The organism is Arthrobacter sp. SE2, assembly GCF_058244265.1.
The window spans coordinates 1-14,032 of sequence record NZ_JBZAYA010000016.1; the positions used below are offsets into that span (position 1 = coordinate 1).

12 protein-coding genes and 1 tRNA gene are annotated in these 14,032 nt (G+C 62.8%); 5 read left to right on the forward strand and 8 right to left on the reverse strand.

Annotated features, from left to right (window positions below):
• Positions 1 to 229 precede the first annotated feature (229 nt).
• Positions 230 to 1,516 (reverse strand): helix-turn-helix domain-containing protein, encoded by a 1,287-nt coding sequence (locus AC4CS3_RS18590; RefSeq protein WP_490784669.1) that lies wholly within the window; start codon positions 1,514 to 1,516, stop codon positions 230 to 232.
• Positions 1,517 to 1,654: 138 nt separating this feature from the next.
• On the opposite strand from AC4CS3_RS18590, the gene AC4CS3_RS18595 reads away from it, so the two are divergent.
• On the forward strand, positions 1,655 to 1,918 hold the full coding sequence (locus tag AC4CS3_RS18595) for a hypothetical protein (RefSeq protein WP_284983317.1): 264 nt from the start codon (positions 1,655 to 1,657) through the stop codon (positions 1,916 to 1,918).
• Between the two features lie 289 nt (positions 1,919 to 2,207).
• Here the strand turns inward: AC4CS3_RS18595 and AC4CS3_RS18600 are convergent.
• The 5 genes from AC4CS3_RS18600 to AC4CS3_RS18620 form a co-directional block, all read right to left on the reverse strand.
• Positions 2,208 to 2,284, reverse strand: a tRNA-Pro gene (locus AC4CS3_RS18600).
• 85 nt (positions 2,285 to 2,369) lie between these two features.
• A complete protein-coding gene (locus AC4CS3_RS18605; protein ID WP_490784670.1) occupies positions 2,370 to 4,187 on the reverse strand; it encodes an ABC transporter ATP-binding protein in 1,818 nt (605 codons plus the stop codon).
• Positions 4,184 to 6,013, reverse strand: a complete 1,830-nt coding sequence (locus AC4CS3_RS18610; RefSeq protein ID WP_490784671.1) for an ABC transporter ATP-binding protein — start codon at positions 6,011 to 6,013, stop codon at positions 4,184 to 4,186. Before AC4CS3_RS18610 ends, AC4CS3_RS18605 begins: the two co-directional genes overlap by 4 nt.
• Before the next feature lie 211 nt (positions 6,014 to 6,224).
• Positions 6,225 to 7,187 (reverse strand): metallophosphoesterase, encoded by a 963-nt coding sequence (locus AC4CS3_RS18615; protein ID WP_490784672.1) that lies wholly within the window; start codon positions 7,185 to 7,187, stop codon positions 6,225 to 6,227.
• Positions 7,180 to 9,513, reverse strand: coding sequence for a transglycosylase domain-containing protein (locus tag AC4CS3_RS18620; RefSeq protein WP_490784673.1), 2,334 nt, complete (start codon positions 9,511 to 9,513; stop codon positions 7,180 to 7,182). The genes AC4CS3_RS18615 and AC4CS3_RS18620 overlap by 8 nt, the downstream gene beginning before the upstream one ends.
• Here AC4CS3_RS18620 and sp36 point away from each other — a divergent pair.
• From sp36 to AC4CS3_RS18635, 3 genes are read left to right on the forward strand one after another with little or no spacing between them, the layout of a single operon-like run.
• Positions 9,512 to 9,667, forward strand: a complete 156-nt coding sequence (sp36, locus tag AC4CS3_RS18625) for a Sp36 family protein (protein ID WP_009359196.1) — start codon at positions 9,512 to 9,514, stop codon at positions 9,665 to 9,667. The genes AC4CS3_RS18620 and sp36 overlap by 2 nt on opposite strands.
• A 2-nt stretch (positions 9,668 to 9,669) precedes the next feature.
• Entirely contained in the window at positions 9,670 to 10,206 is a 537-nt protein-coding gene (locus AC4CS3_RS18630) for a RidA family protein (RefSeq protein ID WP_236812779.1), read from the forward strand.
• A 17-nt stretch (positions 10,207 to 10,223) separates the two neighbouring features.
• The gene (locus AC4CS3_RS18635) at positions 10,224 to 11,135 is read left to right on the forward strand and encodes an NUDIX hydrolase (RefSeq protein ID WP_490784674.1); all 912 of its coding nucleotides are present in this window, start codon (positions 10,224 to 10,226) and stop codon (positions 11,133 to 11,135) included.
• Positions 11,136 to 11,315: 180 nt separating this feature from the next.
• On the opposite strand, the gene AC4CS3_RS18640 is transcribed toward AC4CS3_RS18635, so the two are convergent.
• Positions 11,316 to 11,993: a Crp/Fnr family transcriptional regulator gene (locus AC4CS3_RS18640; RefSeq protein ID WP_011775987.1), complete on the reverse strand. Its 678-nt coding sequence runs from the start codon at positions 11,991 to 11,993 to the stop codon at positions 11,316 to 11,318.
• Positions 11,994 to 12,240: 247 nt separating this feature from the next.
• Between AC4CS3_RS18640 and AC4CS3_RS18645 the strand changes: the two genes are divergently transcribed.
• Positions 12,241 to 13,425, forward strand: coding sequence for a MarP family serine protease (locus tag AC4CS3_RS18645; RefSeq protein ID WP_490784675.1), 1,185 nt, complete (start codon positions 12,241 to 12,243; stop codon positions 13,423 to 13,425).
• Positions 13,426 to 13,556: 131 nt separating this feature from the next.
• On the opposite strand, the gene aroQ is transcribed toward AC4CS3_RS18645, so the two are convergent.
• The gene (gene aroQ, locus AC4CS3_RS18650; protein ID WP_059389485.1) at positions 13,557 to 14,021 is read right to left on the reverse strand and encodes a type II 3-dehydroquinate dehydratase; all 465 of its coding nucleotides are present in this window, start codon (positions 14,019 to 14,021) and stop codon (positions 13,557 to 13,559) included.
• Positions 14,022 to 14,032: the final 11 nt, after the last annotated feature.

Consider the following 14,032-nt stretch of genomic DNA (forward strand, 5'->3'; position numbering starts at 1 on the left):
GGGCGGGTGCGCCACCCTCCCCCCCGCTTTGGGGGCCTGGTTCAAACACCCCCACACCGCTTGCCCCCCCTCCCCGGCCTGCGGCCCCCCCCCCCGCGCCGGCCCCCCCCCCCCCCCGCCGCCCCCGCCCACCCCGCTCTGCGCCGGTTGGGTGGTCGGCCCCCCCCCCCAACACCCCCCACAACTGCAAGTCAGTTGGGTTCGCCCCAGCAGATCAGAGCCGCGTTGCTCAGCTTGCGCGGGAAGACTGCGCGCTCCCGCCATGGCCCGACGCCGCCCGACGTTCCGCCAGCCTGATCTCCAGTACGGAGTCCATGGCCTGCTGGACGCGGTCGGCTGCACCCGCGGCGGTGAAATCGCGTTGGGCTTCTTCGAGATGGACCAGTGCGTCCGTGTTTTCACCGGCCGCTTTGAGTGCCTTGCCAAGGAGGAAAGCGACTTCGCCTGCAGTGTGCCGGGCGAGTACATCGCGGTCCGCGTGGATTTCGCGCAGCTTGGTGATGGCGGCCGGGATGTCGCCCGTCAAGTACAGCCAGCGGGCGCGGATAAAGGCAACTTCGAGCTGATCCGTCTTGTTTCCGCCCACAATCGACAGAGCGAGTTCAGCGCGTTCGATAGCTGAGAGCGTCTCCGGCTCTACGATTCCCGAGGACAGCCGGACGGCCGCCGATGCCTTGTTGAAACGGGCCCACAGCTCAATGTCATTGGCGGGGGAGAGCAGCTTTGCGGCGCGCTCGTGATGCTTGATGCCTTCAACATAGTCGTGGCGCATGAAGGCCACGTTTCCCACCACCCAGGCCACTTCGCCTGCAAGCTGTGACATCGAATGGTCGTCCATCTGGTTGTTCATGGCCTGGCAATATGTCCAGGCTTCGTCCAACCTGCCACTCTCGGCCAATGCACCGATCAAGGCGCGGTGCGCCCCGATGATCAACGTTGAGCCTTTCGGCAGCTGCTCAGATAGCCTTACGGCTTGCTTGGCATGCTCGACGGCGGTGGCCAGCTGCCCTTGTCCGTGGCAGACGGCGGCAAGCATCTGCCGGGCACGGACTCCGAGGCCTGCGGATTCGGTAGCCATGGGATGTTCCAGGAGATGCTGGATGATCTGCTGGCATTCCTTCAACTGCCCCTGCTTCATGAGGCATTCGGCCTGCATGTAGGTCATGTTCCACCAGGCGCTGGTGTTCTTTGCCTCGAGCGCGATTTGGGCGGCGGTTGATGCGTGGCTTGCGGCAAGCGGGTAGTCCCTGAGGTCCCAAGCTTGCCTGGCGTACAGCCCCGCGAGCACGTATTCGGCGTCACTGACGGATACGGGCTGGCTCCAGGCTTCCAAGGCTTTTGGTGCCAGCTCCAGACGGCGGGCGAGTTCTTCAATGACTTCGGCCGTGGGCTCCCGCCGGCCGGTTTCAAGAAGCGAAATATAGCTGGGCGAGTAAAGGTCCCTGCCCAATTCAGCCTGGGTCAGCCCACGTTCGAGCCGTTCGGCACGGAGCTTTTCTCCGAATCCGTTCCCCACAGGTTCCTCCTAGAGGCTTGTCTTTGCGCTGTCTTTACGCCTAAAGCTTGACAGTCGCTGTGGAAAACATTTTACAATGAATGTCAACAGGGACCGCTAAATTTCCGTAACGAATCCGACTCGCATTGAGGAAAAATTATGTTGAAGAAGATTGCTGCAGCAGTGGCCTTGGCCGGCGCTCTTGCATTCTCCGCCGCGGCGCCAGCCGTGGTTTCGGCAGCCCCTGTGGCAGACACCGTCAGTACGGTGCTCAGCATTGGTAACTGGCCAGATCCGATGAGGATCTCGCAGGCTATCGGCAACTGGCCAGATCCGATGGGCGTGGTTTCGCAGGCTATCGGTAACTGGCCTGATCCGATGAGGGTCTCGCAGGCTATCGGCAACTGGCCCGATCCCGTGTAGCTCGACGGCGACTCCCGGAGATCCCGGCAGGCGCTGGATAATTCAAATGAAGTGAAGAAATCCCCGGTAGTCTGAAATCGACACACCGGGGATTTCTTTTGCGCCAAGTTCGGCGTGGACCGTGATATACCCCGGGTCATTGTGCCGGGGTTGTTAACAACACTTGTCTCTAAACCTTGGGCGGGTGAGGAAAACCGGTCAGGGGAATGTTTTTTCCGGTTTTCCAGGGCTCCCGAAAAGCTCGTTAAATAAAGTAGAAGACCTTCCGAGTGGAAGGTCTTCTACCAATTGGTCGGGATGACAGGATTTGAACCTGCGACCTCTTCGTCCCGAACGAAGCGCGCTACCAAGCTGCGCTACATCCCGATCCGCTGCGAAAGCAACTGTTCAAGAATAGCCGATCCCTCCCCGGATGCGAAATCGAAGGAAGCCGCCCCCGGGAACAACAACCTCAGACCAGCGAGTCCTTCCAGGCGCCGTGTAAGCGGGCGAAGCGTCCTCCTCGGCCGATGAGTTCGGCAGGCGTGCCGTCTTCGACGATGCGCCCCTCGTGCACCACCAGCACCCGGTCTGCGGTCTCCACAGTAGAGAGCCGGTGGGCGATGATGATGGCGGTCCGCTCGGAGTCCGTTCCGGACAGCAGCCTGCCGAGGCCGGCCTGCACCAGCCGTTCGGAGGGGATATCAAGCGAAGATGTCGCTTCGTCCAGGATGAGTACTGCCGGGGCCGCGATGAATGCCCGGGCAAAGCCGATCAGCTGCCGTTGCCCGGCGGAGACGCGGCCGCCGCGCTTGTTGACGTCGGTGTCGTAGCCGTCGGGCAAGGCGGAGATGAAGTCGTGCGCACCAACGGCCTTCGCGGCGGCTTCGATCTCCGCACGCGTGGCCTCGGGCCGCCCTAAGGCGATGTTGTCCGCTACGGAGCCGCTGAAGAGGAAGGCTTCCTGGGTGACCATCACGACGGCGCGGCGCAGGTCCGCCGTCGAGAGCTCCCGGAGGTCGACGCCGTCGAGGGTCAATGAGCCTTCGGTGACGTCGTAGAAGCGGGCGATCAGCTTGGCGAAGGTCGATTTGCCGGCACCGGTCTGTCCGACGAGCGCTATGGTCTGTCCGGCGGGAATGTGGAGGTCCAGCTTGGGGACCACTACCTTGCCGTTCCCGTAGCCGAACTCGACGCCACGGAAGTCGATTTCTCCGCGGGCATGGGGCAAGGGCACAGGGTTCTTGGGCGGCCGGACCGTCGGGACTTCTTCGAGCAGGCCGGACACCTTCTCGAGCGCGGCCTGGGCGCTCTGGAAGGAGTTGTAGAACATGGCCATCTGGTCCACGGGCTGGAAGAAGCGCTTCGTTGAAAGGATCAGTGCCAGGAGTACACCCACCGCCAGGTCTCCGGAGAGCACCCGGAAGCCGCCGAAGAGCAGGACCACTGCCACGCACACGTTGCCGATGAGGACCAGGCCCGGTTGGAAGACACCGTTGAGGTTGATGGAGCGGACCGTGACTTTGCGATAGTCCTCGGAGAGTTCGGCATACCGCTGCGCGTTCTCCGGCTCCTTGCGGAATGCCTTGATGGCCCGGATGCCGGTCATGGTTTCCACGAAGTGGACAATCAGCCTCGCGGATACCACCCGCGATTCGCGGAAGGCAATCTGAGAGTGCTTCTGGTACCAGCGGGCCAGGAAGTACGCGGGCACGCCGGTGGCCAGCATGAGTAGCCCGCTGCGCCAGTCGAGGGCAAATACCGTAAATGCCGTGAAAAGCATGAACAGGATCCCGGATGCCAGCGAGCTGACACCCGAATCGAGGAGCTCGCGAAGCGCCTCAAGGTCCGAAGTCTGGCGCGCGATGATCCGGCCCGAGGTGTACTTCTCGTGGAACTCCAAACTAAGCCGTTGGGTGTGCCGGAACACCCGCAGCCGCAGGTCCAGAAGCATGGATTGGCTCAGCTTCGCCGTGGAAGTGACGTAGAGGGCCGTCAAAATCGCCGTGGCGACTGCCGCCGTCAGATAGAGGACGCCGGCCTGGATCACTGGCATGTTGTTCCCGGCAAGCAGCGAGGGCAGTGCGTGGTCGATGCCGAAAGCGATGATCGCCGGTCCGGCTACCCGGGTGGCCTGCGAGAGCACCACCATTACCAGCGTCAGCCAGAACCGCAACCGCACCGGCCGGATGAGTGACCCCAGCAAGGCGACCGACCGCCGTCGTACTGCTTTGCTGTCGCTGCGGCTGAGGTGGGCGTTGTCTTCATTGGCGGTTCCGAAGGTGCTCATCGGCGGCCCTCCCCGGCTTGGTCCATGTGCTGTTCCGAATCCAGCTCGTGTTCCAGCTCGTCGAGTTCGAGGTCGAGGTCCTTCGGACCGGAGTCGAGGCTTGCGATCACGTAGCGGTAGTGGGCGTTGTTGGCCAACAGTTCCGTATGGGTCCCGACGGCGGTGATGGTTCCGTTTTCGAGCAGCGCCACCCGGTCGGCCAGGGCAACGGTCGAGGGCCTGTGCGCGACGATGAGCGTGGTGGTGTCCCGGAGGACTTCGCGGAGCCCGGCTTCGACGAGTTCCTCCGTGTTCACGTCCAGGGCCGATAGCGGATCATCCAACACGAGCACCTTGGGCTTGGCTGCGATGGCCCGGGCGAGCGCGATCCGCTGCCGCTGGCCGCCGGAAAGACTCAGCCCTTCCTCTCCGATGAGGGTCCCGACGCCGTCGGGCAGCGAATACGCGAAGTGCGCCTGCGCGACGTCGAGCGCTTCCTCGAGGGCTTCCTCGGACGTGTCGGGCGCGCCGAGCAGCACGTTGTCCCGGACCGAGCTGGAAAAGAGGGTGGTGTCCTCGAAGGCGACCGCTACGACGGTCCTCAGCTGCTCGACGCTGAAGTCGCGGACATCCACGCCGTCGATGGTTACGGATCCTTCGGTCACGTCGTAGAGCCGGGGGACCAGCTGGAGCAAGGCGCTCTTTCCGCTGCCGGTAATGCCCACCAGGGCCATGGTTTCGCCGGGCCTGATGTCCAGGGTGATGTCGTTCAGGAGCCGGGCGCCGTCGTCGAAACCGAAGGCGGCGCCCTTGAAGCTCAAAGCCCCGCGCAGTTCCTTGGGTGTTCTGGGGTTCGCCGGACTGGTGATGGTGTTGGGCGTGTCCATGACCTCGAAGTGGCGGTCGAGCGCGGTCTTGGCGGTCAATGCCATGGCCAGGAGGGTCCCCGAGAATTCCACCGGTGCTGCCACAACAGCCGCGGTGCCGAAGAACGCAACCAGGGAACCAATGCTGAGTTGGCCCGTGGAGACGAGCAGGACGCCCGCCACGAGCCCGACGCCGAGCGCCAGCTCGGGCAGCAGCGTCACAACGAGAGTGAAGGTGGCTTGGTGCTTGGCCTTGGCGATCTCGGTCTGCCTCAGCTCCTCTGCCTGCTCGTTGAAGTTCTCCAGCGCTTCGCGGCTGCGACCGAAGGCCTTGAGCACGCGGATGCCGTGAACGGACTCCTCCACCGTGGTGGCGAGATCGCCGGCCTGGTCCTGGCTCAGCCGGGTCACGAGGCTGAAGCGGCGGCGGAAACGGAAGGAATAGATCATGATGGGCACCGCGGCGGCCAGGAAGATCAACGCTAGCTGCCAGCTCATCGCGAACATCACCGCCACGCCGATCACCACGGTCAAGGTGGTCACCACCAGCATGATCGCGCCGAAGGCCATCCAACGCCGCAGGAAGTTCAAGTCCGTCATCGCGCGGGACAAGAGCTGTCCTGAACCCCAACGGTCATGGAAGGAAACAGTGAGGTCCTGCAGATGCCCGTAGAGGGACACCCGCATCCTCGATTCCACGGTGGTCGCGGGATTGATGACGAACTGGCGCCGCAGCGCCACAAGCCCGGCTTCCGCGATGCCGAGTGCCAGAACCACTACGGCTGCAGTCCAGACAGCGTTGGTAGGGCCGCCAGGGTGGAGGGAGCCGTTGATCAAAACCCGCAGCACCTGCGGGATGGCAAGCGCCATAATGCTGGCCAGCAGAGCGCTGACCAGCCCCATGAAAAGCCGGGGGAGGATCGGTTTAACGTGCGGATAGAGACGTTTGACGGAGGTGAAGAATGAAGTCTGTTTGGCCATGCCCGCTTCTCAACAGCTTTGTCCCCGGCGTTCCGCGCCTGTCCGGCGCGATGCACGGAGGTAGTTTCCTATAGCAACTACCCTATGCCATCGTGTAACAGGATTCACAGCACCATTGCGTTCCGTGATACGAGGTATTCGGAACCGCCCCTCGCCAGGACATGCTCGGCTCTTGGCGTGGCCGGAGGGGCATGCTCGGCCGTGGGGCTGGCTATTGGCGTGCCGTCAGTGTCAGCAGCACGGCTTCCGGCTTGCAGGCGATCCGGACCGGGGCGAAGCGTGAGGTGCCGATGCCGCCCGAGACGTTGACCGGCGTCGTGCGTCCGTTGTTCTCCCAGTCATGCAGGCCTTTGGCGCGCCAGGTGGGGAGATCGCAATTGGCAACCAAAGCACCGTAACCGGGGATGCAGATCTGGCCGCCGTGGGTGTGTCCGGCGAGGATGAGGTCTGCGGAGTCGTTCGTGAAATGGTCCAGGACCCGTTGGTAGGGGGCGTGGATGACGGCTACGCGCAGGTGTGGGCGGGAGTCCTGTCCGACGGTGCCGCGCGGCCAGCCGGTGTAGCGTTCCCGATTCAGATGGGGATCGTCCACTCCGGAGAAATCGAAACGGATTCCGTTGAGGGGCAGGGACTGGTGCCTGTTGGTGAGGTCGATCCAGCCCGACATCCCGAATCCCGAACGAAGGCGCGGCCAATCGAGCTCGACCGGATTGTTCTTGACGCGCGACGGGCCGAGGAAATACGTGGCCGGGTTCTTGAACCGGGGGGCGTAATAGTCGTTGGAGCCCGGGACGAAGACGCCCGGGAACTTCAACAAGGGCCGCAATGCATCCAACAGCGGAACGACGGCGTGGGGGTGGCTGAGATTGTCACCTGTGTTCACCACGAGGTCAGGTTCAAGCGCCGCGAGCGAACGCAGCCATTCGGCCTTTTTGCGTTGGCTTGGTACGAAATGAATGTCGCTTATGTGCAGCACCCGGAGGGGATCCGAGCCTTCGGGCAGGATGGGAACGGTCTCCTCCCGGAGCACGAACTGGTTCTTTTCCCAGAGGCCATAAGCGAGGCCGGCAACGCCTGCAGTTGCGCCCGCACCTGCAGCTACGGCAAAGCCGCGTCCGATGCTTCGGACGCGGCTTGCCAGCGATTCCATGGCGGGCTTGGAGCCGTTAGCCATTCTTGTTTCCGTTGCCATTTCCATTGCCGCTCGGCTGAGTGGTCGGTTGAGTGTTCGGAGCTGTGTTGCCCGGAGTGTTATTGCTCGGCGTCGACGGCTTGTACCCTGGCGGATCGAGCAGATTCGACGGCGGTGCCGGGAACGGGTTGGTTCCATAAGCAGGAGCAACCTGGGACATGTAGTTGGAGAACTGCGGACCGGCGATCATGTAACCGTCGATGCTGGGATAGAACTTCCCGTTCACGGTGATATTACGGCCGAAGCGGGTTTGGCCACCCAGCGGATCGCCGAACCAGCTGGCCGTCGCGAGGCCGGAAGTGTAGCCCACAACCCAGGTGGAGCCGTTGCTGTCATTGGTTCCGGTTTTGGCCGCGATCGGGAAACTGGTCTTGGTGGAAATCCTGGGCTGGATCAGCGAACCGGAACCCTGGTTAAGCACCTCTTGCATGGCGTAAGCAACACCGTGGGCAACCTCCGGAGAGACTGCGTCGCGGCAGTTCGGGGACTGGGCGGGAAGCTTTGCGCCTGTCTGGTCCGTCACGGAAGTGACAGCGATGGGCTCGCAGTATTTGCCGTTGTTGGAGAACGTTGCCATGGCACTGGCCATAGTGAGCGGCGCGGTCTGCGTTGAACCGATCAGGTTACCCAGCGTGGTCATGGGAACCTTCGGATTGGCATCCGTGACCGCCCCGGACTTGTCGCGTGCAGGGTTTCCCCCGTGGATGCCCACGGCGTCGACGATCTTCTGGATGCCGCAAAGGTCCAGTTGCGATGCAGAGGCGAAGGTCGCGGTGTTGATCGAGTTCATCAGACCGTAAAGGACCGTCATGGAGCGGTAGTGGGTGTCATCGGAGTTCTGGAGGTCGTAACTCCCTGTGACATTGGCGTCGTAGAAGCCATTTTCGGGGGTGGGGCAGGTGTTCCGCCAAGGGAAATTCTGCGGATACTTGCGCACTGTCGCATTGATGGTGGTGTTCATCGATTTGCCTTCATTGAGCCACTCGGCAAATGTGAAGGGCTTCATGGTAGAGCCGGGCTGGAATCCGCCCAAACCGTTAAGGTCGTTGCCCTGTGGATCGACCACATCCACGTTGAAATTTTGCGTCTGGTCGAACTTTCCCGGTGCGGGCAGCCACACGGTGTTCTGGGCCATGGAAACGATCTTTCCGCTACCAGGCTGGACCGAGACGATAGTGGCGCCCCACTTATCCGGGTTTGCCCCCGTAGTGGCATCAACTTGGCTTTGGGCAACGCTCTGGGCTTTGGGATCCAGAGTGGTCTGGATGGTCAGGCCACCTCGTGCGACGCGGTTGGCGCGCTCGACCGGGGTGGCGCCGTACGCCGGGTTGTTCAGGAGCAAGTGAAGTACGTAGTCACAGAAATACGGGGCCGTAGCGGCATATGCGCAGCCTTGGCGAGGCTGGGTGACCTTGGTGGTCACCGGCGTCGCGATGGCGGCATCATAGTCAGCCTTCTTGATCTTTCCCTGGTCCAGCATGAGGCCGAGCACCAGGTCGCGACGCTGTTTCGCGTGGTCCGGGTTCGTCACCGGGTCGTAGTAGGACGGGCTGTTGACCACGCCGGCCAGCAATGCGGCCTGCGGCAAGGTGAGGTCCTTGGCGCTGGTGCTGAAGAACAGCCTCGAAGCGGCCTCGATACCGTAAGCGTCCTTATTGAAGAAGACGATGTTGAGGTAACCCTCAAGGATTTGCTGCTTGGAGAACTTCTTCTCCAGCGCGATGGCCAGCTTCATTTCGCGGAGTTTGTCGCCGACGCCCTTGTTGACGCCGTTGAGCTTGACGTCGGAAGCCTTGTCCTGGGAAACGAGGGACTCGTTGATGACGTTGTTCACGTACTGCTGGGTGATGGTGGAGGCACCCTGCTGTTTTCCGCGCGCTGTGCTGACGATGGCGCGCATGATGCCGGTGGCGTCGATGCCGCCGTGCTCATAGAAACGGCTGTCCTCGACCGAGACGATCGCGTCCTTGATGAAAGGGCTCATCTGGTCGAGCGAGACCCGCGTGCGGTTTTCGGAGTAGATGGAGGCGATCTGGCTGCCATCCGCGGCCAGGATGGTGGTGGCCTGGCTGGGCGGATTCACCTGAAGTTCCGCCGGCAGCGTGTCAAAGAACTGAATGGACCCACTAGCCGCACTGCCTGAAACGGCGGCCGCGGGAACGAGCAAGCCCGCCACCAGGACACCACAAATAGCGCTCACACCGAGGAATCCGAGGATCTTTCCAAGAGTGGTGGCAGTGTCGAATAGAGGGTTCCTACGAGTCACCATGTTCACCACTTTACCGGCAAGGGCTAGTCTTTCTTTCATGACCAAATGGGAGTACGCGACGATTCCGCTCATCATTCACGCCACAAAGCAGATTCTGGACCAGTGGGGAGAGGACGGCTGGGAGCTCGTCCAGGTTGTCCCCGGACCCGACGGAAACGGACTTGTTGCATACTTGAAGAGGGAGAAGCAGTAACAATGACAACCCCCGCAGAAGCCACCGTTGGCGCGGATTCCACAGCTCCGGCATCCGCCGTCGAGCAGCGCCTTGCCGAACTGGGACTGACCCTGCCGGCTGTCGCAGCTCCGGTGGCCGCCTATGTTCCGGCCATCGTCTCCGGCAACCACGTCTACACCTCCGGACAGCTGCCCTTCATTAACGGCAAACTCGAAGCTACGGGCAAAGTCTCCAGCGGTGAAGAGGGCCTTTCGGAAGAGCCCACGGTGTCTCCGGAAGACGCGCAGATGTATGCAGCCGTCTGTGCCGTCAATGCCTTGGCGGCCGTCAAGAGCGTCATCGGGGACCTCGATCGCATCACGCGCATCGTAAAGGTCGTCGGCTTCGTGGCTTCCGATGCCTCCTTCACCGGCCAGCCCGGTGTAATTAATGGTGCATCCGAGCTCCTCGGGCGTGTCTTCGGCGACAAAGGGCAGCACGCGCGTTCCGCCGTCGGCGTTGCAGTCCTTCCGCTCGACTCTCCCGTCGAGGTCGAGTTGATCGCTGAATTCAGCTAAGGAACCGGTTCACTCAATTGCCACAACTAGCCCGACGCCTGTTTGCGTTACCCCCTGAACTAGAAGGGGCTGCACGGAATTGGCTTGAGCTCGGCGAACGGGCCCCCCGCGCCGCGCGTTTTGCATCATCTGTTGTCCTGCTCCGCGATTCGCCTACCGGCCTGGAAACGTGGATGGGTTACCGTCCCGGTTCCTCGCCGCTGGGCGTTGTCGCGTTTCCCGGCGGATCGCTGGAACCCACCGACGAGGACGCCCTCGGCTGGCTGGGCCCCTCACCTCAGCATTGGGCTGAGACGCTAGGGACCGCCGACGTCGGACTTGCCCGCCGCCACGTGGTGGGCGCCATCCGCGAACTGTTCGAGGAAACCGGCGTGCTTCTGGCCGGCCCTGACCTGTCCTCCACAGTGGAGGCGACATCCACTCCCGAGTGGATGAAGGCCCGCGAGGCCGTAGCAGCGCAGGACAAGTCCTTCACGGATGTCCTGGCCAAGCGTGGCCTGTCGCTGCGGACGGACCTGCTCAAGCCGCTCGTCAACTGGCTCAGCCCGGACTTCGCGCACCGTCGCTTCAACACCCGCTACTTCGCGGCAACCCTTCCGGTTAACCAACAGCCCTCGCTGCTGGCCAGCAAGGGTGTCTGGGGGCGTTGGGTGTGCGTTTCCAAACTTATGGCCGATCGCGAAACCACTGCGCTTGGGGACGAAATCGGCCAGGAAAACACGGTTGGCTTGCCACTGGGCCAATTGCTGGTGCCGGGGTCGGAGATCATCCTCGAGAAGATGGCCGCTTCCCAAGGCTGCATTGCGTACCTCAGCTACAAACGGAAGCCACACATGTACCAGCCGCGGCTCGTCGAGGAGGATGGCGCACTCATGCTCGAAGTCGAAGCCGCCCGGACGGTTTCAGGGGAGCCGCAGCGGGAGCGCTGAGCTGCCACAATCTCGGACGGAAGCCCGACATCCTCGGCGTGCTCGCTCGTGCCTCGCTTAGACGCACGCTGCCGGATGCCGGGCTTCTGTCCTTCCCCAGATTGTCCCCATCCCGCTCATGCAAAAGGTCGCCCTGGTTCAACCGGGGCGACCTTCGTGCATGTGTGTCTTGGTGGATATTTACCGGGAGCGCTGGCGGAGTCGCTGCATGTCCAGGATGACCACTGCGCGGGCCTCCAGGCGGAGCCAACCGCGCTGAACGAACTCGGCAAGGGCCTTGTTGACCGTCTCGCGGGAGGCTCCGACCAGCTGGGCCAGTTCTTCCTGCGTGAGTTCGTGGGCCACCAGGACGCCGTCGGTCGCGGGCCGGCCGAAGCGGTCCGCGAGGTCCAGCAGGGCCTTGGCGACACGGCCCGGGACGTCTGAGAACACGAGGTCGGACAGGGAATCGTTGGTGCGGCGCAGGCGGCGGGCGAGGGCCTGCAGCAATTGTGCCGACACCTCGGGCCGAGTGCGCAGCAGGGCGTTGAGGCTTTCGTTCTTCAGGCCTGCCAGACGGGTCTCGGAAACGGCCGTGGCTGTCGCGGTGCGCGGGCTGGGGTCGAACAGGGCCATCTCGCCGAAGAGCTCGCCCGGGCCGAGGATGGCCAGCAGGGATTCGCGGCCGTCCGGAGAGGTGCGGCCGAGCTTAACCTTGCCGGACACGATGAAGTAGAGCTGGTCACCCTGATCGCCCTCACGGAAAACGGACGCTCCGCGTGAAAGGTCCACCTCTGTGAGTTCGTCCGTCAGCAGACGGAAAGCGTCGTCGTCAAGGGTGGCGAAGAGGGGTGCGCGGCGCAATACCTCGATATCCATGAAATCTCCTGAGTAAAAGTTCGGCTGGGGCGCTTCAGCCATTGTTTCAGAATTTTGTCGCCTCTGTGACGTACTTGGCAGCCGAAACGCCCTAAATCACGCGGAAGAGGCCCAAATCCGCGCCTCAATCGGCCGGGAATGCCCTGCTGGGCGGCGGCTGCGCGATCTGGACGACAGCTTGCTTCCGAAGGGAAGCTGTCAGTCTGTGCAACTACAATTGGGGCTTACCCGGCTGTGAGGAGCTTTGGTGTTCGGCTTGACCATATTGGACCTGGCGTTGATTTTGACGCTTCTTTCCTACCTGATCTACGGACTGCGCAACGGCTTCTTCGTGACGCTCGGAGGAATCGCAGGCTTCGCAGTAGGCGCAGCGGCTGCTTTTATCGCGGTCCCGCTTGTCGGCGACTGGGTGAAGGACAGTGGCTGGAGGCTGACCGCCATTATCGGCTCGGCCGTGGTGCTCATTGTCCTGGGGCACGGGCTCGGTACCTGGATCGGCCAGAGGGTCCGCAAAGCGGTGCGCATCCAGCCATTGCACGCACTTGACCGCGTGCTGGGTGGTTTCGTTAGCTTGATAGTCGCCGCACTGGTCATGTCCATGTTGGCATTCAGCATCGGCTCCTTGGGTGTGCCATTCGTTTCGCAGCAGCTCGCCGATTCCAAGGTGATCCGCTTCATCGACACCATAACGCCCACACCCGTCAAGGCCAGCGTGGCGCAACTGCGTTCCACGGTCATGGGCAACGGCATTCCGCAGCTCATCGAGGGCATTGGCCCCGTGGCTCCAGTGCCCGTTCCGAACACCAGCACTGACACTCCGGCACTCAACAACGCGGCCCATTCAGTGCTGAAGATTGCAGGCACGGCCTACCAGTGCGGCCAAAACCAGACGGGCTCCGGCTTCGTGGTTTCCCCCGGCCGCGTGGTGACCAACGCGCACGTCGTGGCGGGCGTGTCGCAGCCTGTAGTTGAAATCCCCGACGGCGGTGCGTTGCCTGGTCGAGTGGTCTTCTTCGACAGCCAACGCGACCTGGCCGTGGTCGCCGTCGACGGTCTCCCGACGGCGCCGCTCCAATTGAGCGCCGACCTTCCGGCTGGTTCGCCGGCGGCCTTCGCAGGCTACCCCCACGGTGGTCCGTTCCAGTCCAAGCCAGCCGCGGTGGAGGGCATCTCGACCCTGCTGGTCCCCGACATTTATGGCAACAACCCGTCCCCGGAGCAGGTCTACAAGCTGGCCGGAGACGTGCAGCCGGGCAATTCGGGCGGTCCGCTGCTGACGACCCAGGGGCAGGTTGCCGGCGTGGTCTTCGCCAAGACCACTTCGGATGTGGCAGTTGGCTATGCCCTCACCATGGACGAGCTCTCGCCAGTGGCCAAGCAAGCACCATCCCTGAGCGATGCGGTGTCGTCGGGCCAGTGCACCAAGAAATAGCCCTCCCACCAAGGGACATGCTCTGCGCTTGATCTAAGCACTGGACATATTGCGAATATGTCCAGTGCTGGCCGCGAACGTTGAGCATGTCCCCAGGGGAGTGCCGAGGGAACCCTGCTCCGTCCGAGGATCTAGACCGCGGTGGCGAGGTAGTCGATGGCCAGCTTGTAGCCCTGGACTCCTGCGCCGACGATCACTGCGGAGCACACCGGAGACAGGTAGGAGTGGTGCCGGAATTCCTCGCGCTGGTGCACATTGGTGATGTGGACCTCGACGGCGGGAAGCTGCACTGCTGCAAGGGCGTCCCGCAGTGCCACGGAAGTATGTGTGTAGGCACCAGCGTTGATGACGATCCCGACGGCGGTTCCGCGGGCTCCGTGTATGGCGTCCAGGAGGTCGCCCTCATGGTTGGACTGGACGCAGTCCACTGTGAAGCCGTTGGCCTCGGCGGCTGCCATGGCGAGCTGTTCGACGTCGGCCAACGTGGAAGTGCCGTACTTTTCCGGCTCGCGCGTGCCCAGCAGGTTCAGGTTGGGGCCATTGAGGACGAGGATGGTGCCGCGACCGGCTTCGGTGGCGGTGGGAGCTTCAGTCATGACTCCCAATC